The sequence below is a fragment of the Candidatus Eisenbacteria bacterium genome, assembly GCA_005893275.1.
Taxonomy (GTDB): Bacteria; Eisenbacteria; RBG-16-71-46; order SZUA-252; family SZUA-252; genus WS-7.
On sequence record VBOW01000032.1, the window covers coordinates 74,989 to 81,429 of the forward strand.

The window sequence follows — 6,441 nt, forward strand, 5'->3', positions numbered from 1 at the left end:
CGTGGGATTCTCCACCGACGCCGTGCACGCGGGGCAGGAGCCCGATCCGGCCACGGGCTCCGTCACGATCCCGATCTACCAGACCTCGACGTACGTCCAGGAGGAGCTGGGGAAGCACAAGGGATTCGAGTACGCCCGCACCCAGAACCCGACCCGCTTCGCGCTCGAAAAGAACGTCGCCACGCTGGAACGCGGCGCGCGCGGGTTCGCCTTCGCCTCCGGGATGGCGGCGATCACGGCCGTCGCCTACCTCCTGAGATCGGGGGACCACGTCGTCGCCTCGAACAACATGTACGGGGGCACCTATCGGCTCTTCGAGAAGGTTCTCGCCTCGTATGGGCTCACGTTCACCTACGTGAACACGGGCGATCTCAAGGCGACCGACGCGGCATTCCGCCCCCACACGCGGATGCTCTTCGTGGAGACACCCACCAATCCTTCGATGATCGTATCGGACCTCGGAGCCCTTGCGGAGCTGGCGCGATCTAGGAAGGCCCTGCTGACGGTCGACAACACGTTCATGACGCCTTACTTCCAGCGTCCGATCGAGCTGGGCGCGCACCTGGTCGTGCACAGCACGACGAAGTACCTGAACGGCCACAGCGACATGATCGGCGGTGTCGTGGTCTCGAACGAGCAGGCCGCATCGGAACGGCTCCAGTTCGTCCAGAACGCCGCCGGAGCCGTGCCGGGACCGTTCGACTGCTGGCTCTGCCTTCGCGGCATCAAGACGCTGGCCCTGCGGATGGAGCGGCACAACCAGAGCGCCTCGGCGATCGCCGAATGGCTCGCCGGGCAATCCAAGCTGAAGCGGGTTTTCTATCCCGGCCTGAAGAGCCACCCGGGTCACGAGCTCCACAAGCGCCAGGCTTCCGGATTCGGCGGCATGATCGCCTTCGATACCGGGTCGCTCGAGCGCGGTGCCGCCTTCCTCCGGCGCACGCGCCTGTTCGCGCTCGCCGAGAGCCTCGGGGGCGTCGAGAGTCTGATCTCCCATCCGGCGACCATGACCCACGCTTCGGTGCCCAAATCCGAGCGGGAAAGCGTTGGGCTAACCGACGGGCTCGTAAGGATTTCCGTGGGAATCGAGGACCTGGACGACTTGATCCGGGATCTCGACGGCGCCCTGTCCGCCTTATAATCCCGGCCGCGATCAATTGAGCCTTGACACCCCCGGACCGGCCGCGTAATGTGCGCCAGTCTTTTGCCGCCCCATCTCATTGAGGCGGACCGACATGACTGCGATAGGTAGGAAACCAAAGGCTGTTCCCCCGAGCACCGCTGCAAGCAGTGGTGTTTTGCTTTATTCGCCTCAACCGTTTCGAGCTCGTACCAGGATTGACGAACGCCCGAAAATCGGAGTGCCGGAAGGAGGTGATAGAGGAATGAAGAAGATTTTAGCGGTCACGCTGGTTCTCGTGTTCACGTGCGCGCTTCTCTTTGCGCTGGGCTGCACCAAGAAGGAGCAGGCTGGGACGGAGGGAGAGCAGGGCATGGAGCAGAGCACGACGCCGCCGGCCGGCAGCATGACGGACTCTACCGGCATGATGTCCGATACGACCCATACGATGGGCAAGTAATCCTCGCACCTCGTGCGGCACGGCCCCACGGGCCGGGCGCTACTTGGGCTCGACGGGATTTTCAGGCAACTTGTATAGAGTAGCGTTATCTCAATACGGGGAAGCGCGCCTGCCAGCGCCGCTTCCCCGTCTTCTTGTGCGGCAGGCGACCGGCGTTCAGGAGGAGATCGGATGGCGGTTTCGAACTCATTCGACGTGGTTTCCGAAGTGGACATGATGGAGGCGTCGAATGCGGTGCAGCAGGCGATGAAGGAGATCCGCCAGCGCTTCGACTTCAAAGGAAGCGTGAGCGAGATCACCCTGGACAAGGAGACCATCACGCTCCATTCGGACGACGAGTCGCGCCTCAAGGCCGTGATCGACGTCCTGACGACCAAGCTCGTGAAGCGCGGCGTCTCCCTGAAGGCGCTCGAATACGGAAAGATCGAGCCCGCCGCCAAGGGGACCGTGCGCCAGGTCGCGACGGTCCGGCGGGGCATCCCGACCGAGCGCGCGAAGGAAATCGTGAAGTTCATCAAGGGGACCGGGATCAGGGTCCAGGCCCAGATCCAGGAAAATCAGGTTCGGGTGAGCGGGAAAAACCGCGACGATCTCCAGGCGGTGATCGGGGCGCTCAAGGCCCAGGACTTCGGCCTCGATCTGCAGTTCACGAACTATCGCTCGAGCTAGGCCGGTCCTCCTCGCGATCCTGGTCCTGGGATCGCTCGCGTCCGCATCGGACGCGTCCGGGACTCCGTGGCCGAAGCCGCTGGGCCTGGTCAGCGACTTCGCCGGAATCGCCGACGCGGCCTCGCGCGATTCGATCGAGGCGCTGGGACGCGAGCTTCGCGAGAAGACCGGCGTCGAGCTCGCCGTCGTGACGGTCGCCGATTTGGGCGGGGAAGAGATCGAACCGGCCGCCGTCGATCTCTTCCGGGCCTGGGGGATCGGCCGCAAGGGCAAGGACGACGGCGTGCTGATCCTCCTCGCGTGGAGGGAGCGCCGTGTCCGGATCGAAGTCGGGTACGGCCTCGAAGGCATCCTTCCCGACGGGCTCTGCGGCTCGATCATCAGGCGGGAGATGGCGCCCGGCCTGGCGGCCGGCCGCGTGGGCCCCGGCCTTCTGCGCGGCGCGTCCGCGGTCGCGGGCGTGATCGCGAAAGACCGCGGGGTCACCATCACCGGGGCGGTCGCCCCGGAGTCTGGGGAGGAGGGAGAGCGCGGACCCCCGCACGCGATCTTCCTGACCGCGCTTTTCGTCGCGCTCATCCTGAGCGCGGTCTTCCGCGCGGCTTCCGGGCGGCGCGGCTGGATGTGGACCGGGCGCGGAGGATGGTGGGACGGCCGCGGCCCGGGCGGGTACGGCGGAATGTTCGGGGGATTCGGAGGCATGGGGGGCGGATTCGGCGGCGGCGGGGGCTTCGGAGGCTTCGGCGGAGGCCGGAGCGGAGGAGGGGGCGCAAGCGGTGGTTTCTGAGCGGTCGGAAGGAAGCGGCAGCCGGAGCGCCGATGTGGCCTAGGCGATTCGACGCGCGTCGGGCGGCTCAACGCGGCGTGGACGCAGCACGTCGCGCCGTCGGGGAGAAACTTCGCGGAGCGGCGCTCTACGGCAGCGCCGTCTCGGGGGAATTTCATCCCGGGCACTCGGACGTGAACGTCGCGTTCGTGTTCTCCGCGCTCGGGACGGCGGAGCTTTCGGCGCTGAACCGCGCCTACCCGGTCTGGAGGCGCTCCCGCGTGGTGCGGCCGCTGCTTCTCTCCGAGGAATCCCTGCGTCGCTCGCTCGACTCCTACCCGCTCGAATACCTCCTCATCCGGGAAGGGCACGAGGCGATCTTCGGTGTGGACTATTTCGGACCCGTGGTGATCGATCGCGAGGAATTGCGGCTCGAGGTGGAGCGGGTCCTCCGCGCCCAGGAGCTGGGGCTGGGCTTGAGCTACGTCGCGCTCGCCGGCACGCGCGGCGGCGCGAGGCTCTGGGCGTTGCAGGCTTTGAACGCGATCGCGGCGTCGGCCTCGGGCCTCCTCTACCTCTCGGGGCGGCCGGTTCCGCGACGGAAACGCGACCTCGCGGAACACTGCGCGGCCGCGTTCGGCGTCGACGCCGCGGCATTCACTCGGCTCCTCACGCTGCGGGAGACAAAACGGGACCGCGTCGCCGCGGTCGCACTCTTGGACTCCGCATTGACAATCCTGAACCAGCTGCTCGAGTCGGCCGAGCGGATATCCGCTCCGCCCCAGAACGCCTAAGGAGGAAACCGATGGCATCGCGCGTAAATCCCTGGATCGTGGCGGGGCTCGTGGTCGGCGGACTGCTTCTCATCGTGCTTTTCATCGCAGGGTACGTGCGCGCGAGCTTCAACGAGATGGTGTCGCAGCAGGAGCAAATCAAGACCGCCTGGGCGCAGGTGGAGAACCAGCTCCAGCGCCGGTACGATCTGATCCCGAATCTGGTCGAAACCGTGAAGGGGTACGCGAAACAGGAGACCACGATATTCACCGCGATCGCAGACGCCCGCGCCAGGATCGGAAGCGCGCAGACGATTCCGCAGAAGATCGAGGCCAACAACGAGCTGTCGAGCGCCCTTGCGAGGCTCCTGGTCGTCGTGGAGAACTACCCCGTGCTCAAGTCCAGCGAGAACTTCCAGCGATTGCAGGACGAGCTGGCCGGGACGGAGAACCGGATCTCGGTGGAGCGCATGCGATACAACGAGGTCGTCCGCGCGTACAACATTCATATCCGCCAGTTCCCGGCGAACCTGATCGCGTCGGCCTTCAACTTCGAGCTGCACCCGCTCTTCGAGGCGCCCGTCAACGCGCGAACCGCGCCGCAGGTGAAGTTCTAGCGCTTCGCGATCCCGCCGGGTTGCGCTATGCTCGTGGCGTCGCGGCCACGGTGTCGACCGCGGCGAGAGTGGGAAGGGCCTCCCTCTGGAGGCCCGGGAAGTCGGTGTGAATCCGACACGGCCCCGCCACTGTGAGCGGTGACGAGAGCGGCATCAGGCCACTGGGCGTAGCCCGGGAAGGCGCCGCTTGAGAACGATCCGCGAGTCAGGAGACCGGCCCGCTCTCTCGATTCACCACGTCCTTCGAGAGGGAGGACCATGGGACCGCTCGTTTCGACTCTCCGCCGCGTTTTCGCCGCACTTCTTTTTCTCTCCCTGACTTTCTCAATCACCGGGACCGCGCTCCCGGACGATGACGAAGGGTCCCCCGCTCCTTCGGCGCCTCCCGCCGAGCCCGCGCCGGAGCGTCCCCGCTACCGGCTCGAGCCGATCGTGGTCACGCCGAACCGGCTCCCGATCCGGCTCGACCGTGTCCCCTCCGACGTCACCGTGATCTCGCCGGAGCGGCTCCTCGCCAAGCGGCCTTTCCTGATCGCGGACGCGCTTCGCGACGCGCCCGGCATCGACGTCCAACGCTCGGGCACCCTCGGGAAGCTCACGGACGTGCGCCTGAGGGGCGCCGACCCGCGCCAGACGCTGGTCCTGTTCGACGGCATTCCACTGAACGGGCCCTGGCTCGGGAGCTTCGACTTCGCGGATTTCATGGGCTCGGGTTCCAATCAGGTCGAGATCCTCGGCGGGCCGGCGTCCTCGCTCTATGGGTCGGGGGCCGTCGGCGGGGTCATCCAAATTCTGAGCGCCCCCGGCACGGGTGAAGCGAGGCGAAGCGTATTCGCGGACTACGGCGAGGGGCGGACGTTCCGGCAGGGTTTCACCTGGCAGGGCCCCGCGGGGGCCACGCGCGCCGGTCTTTCCGTGACGCGGCTCACGTCGGAAGGGTCGGGCGCGCGCGACGCGTACGCCGGATTGAACGCGCAGCTTCATCTCGAGATACCGGTCGGGAAGGAGCACCTGCGCCTGGGCGCCTTGGCGACGCAGGGGGACAAGGAGCTTCCGTTCGATTTCTTGTTCGACACGTCGGACACGACCCTCTCGCCGTTCGGCTCCCTGAAGCAGATCCGCGATCCCAACAACCAGGAGAAGGATCGCATCCTCGCGGGGAGCGTGGCGTACGAGCGGGACTTGGGAGAGCATGCTTCGCTCGAGGGCGAGGTCTCCGGTTTCGCGGGGGAGATCGAGAACCAAAATCCCCCGAACCCCCCCTCCACGACCGACTATCAAAGGACCCAGCTCGACAACAGCCGAAGCATCGCATCGATTCGGGCGCGGGTCTTCCCCGCCGATTGGCTCCGGGCGGTGCTCGGCGCGGAATACCGGACCGAGGGCGTCGACCGTCTGGACGATTCGAACTCAGGCGGGTTCGGGGGCGTCACGAGCGTCGTGGAGGACGTGCAGAGCCGATCGCTCTTCGCGCAAGCCCACTTCGAATGGGGCGGGCGCGTCGCCCTCGATCCTGGCATCCGGCTCGAGGATCATTCGCGCTTCGGATCGTACGGGATTCCGCGCGTCGCGCTCGGCGTGCATTTCCCCGGGACGGGAATCAAGCTCCGCGGGGGGTACGGCCGCGCGTTCGTGGCGCCGACGCTCACCGACCTTTTCTACCCGGGGTTCGGCTCGCCGACGCTCAGGCCGGAGCGCTCCCGCACCTGGGAAGCGGGCGTGGACGGATCGTGGCTCGAAGGACGCGCGACCGCGAAAGCGACATGGTATGCGACGCGTTTTCGCGATCTGATCCAGTCGAACTCGTTCTTCGTCGCGGACAATGTCGGGAGCGCTCGAATCGAGGGGGAAGAATACGCGGCCCGCATCTCGCCGTCGAACAGGCTTTGGATCCAGGCGCGCGCCGCCCGCCTCCTCGGCAAGAACCTCGTGACGGGGGCGCGTCTGGCGAAGCGACCGGCGTGGCGCGCGGGCGTCTCGCTCGAGGGCGAGCCCGCGCGGGGCCTGATCGCGATCGCCGATTGGTGGTGGAGCGC

Annotated in this window: 7 protein-coding genes and 1 riboswitch; all 7 genes read left to right on the forward strand. The window is 66.9% G+C overall.

Annotated features, from left to right (window positions below; all coding sequences use genetic code 11):
- Position 1 precedes the first annotated feature (1 nt).
- Positions 2-1,141, forward strand: a complete 1,140-nt coding sequence (locus tag E6K76_07670) for a PLP-dependent transferase (protein TMQ58607.1) — start codon at positions 2-4, stop codon at positions 1,139-1,141.
- Between the two features lie 244 nt (positions 1,142-1,385).
- Entirely contained in the window at positions 1,386-1,580 is a 195-nt protein-coding gene (locus E6K76_07675; GenBank protein TMQ58608.1) for a hypothetical protein, read from the forward strand.
- 171 nt (positions 1,581-1,751) lie between these two features.
- Positions 1,752-2,249, forward strand: a complete 498-nt coding sequence (locus E6K76_07680; protein ID TMQ58609.1) for a YajQ family cyclic di-GMP-binding protein — start codon at positions 1,752-1,754, stop codon at positions 2,247-2,249.
- 187 nt (positions 2,250-2,436) lie between these two features.
- Positions 2,437-3,036: a TPM domain-containing protein gene (locus tag E6K76_07685; protein ID TMQ58610.1), complete on the forward strand. Its 600-nt coding sequence runs from the start codon at positions 2,437-2,439 to the stop codon at positions 3,034-3,036.
- Between the two features lie 77 nt (positions 3,037-3,113).
- The gene (locus tag E6K76_07690) at positions 3,114-3,809 is read left to right on the forward strand and encodes a hypothetical protein (GenBank protein ID TMQ58611.1); all 696 of its coding nucleotides are present in this window, start codon (positions 3,114-3,116) and stop codon (positions 3,807-3,809) included.
- Positions 3,810-3,820: 11 nt separating this feature from the next.
- Positions 3,821-4,405, forward strand: coding sequence for a LemA family protein (locus E6K76_07695; GenBank protein TMQ58612.1), 585 nt, complete (start codon positions 3,821-3,823; stop codon positions 4,403-4,405).
- A gap of 53 nt (positions 4,406-4,458) precedes the next feature.
- Positions 4,459-4,642: riboswitch (cobalamin riboswitch) on the forward strand.
- A gap of 21 nt (positions 4,643-4,663) precedes the next feature.
- A partial coding sequence (locus tag E6K76_07700; protein TMQ58613.1) for a TonB-dependent receptor occupies positions 4,664-6,441 on the forward strand: 1,778 nt, incomplete at its 3' end.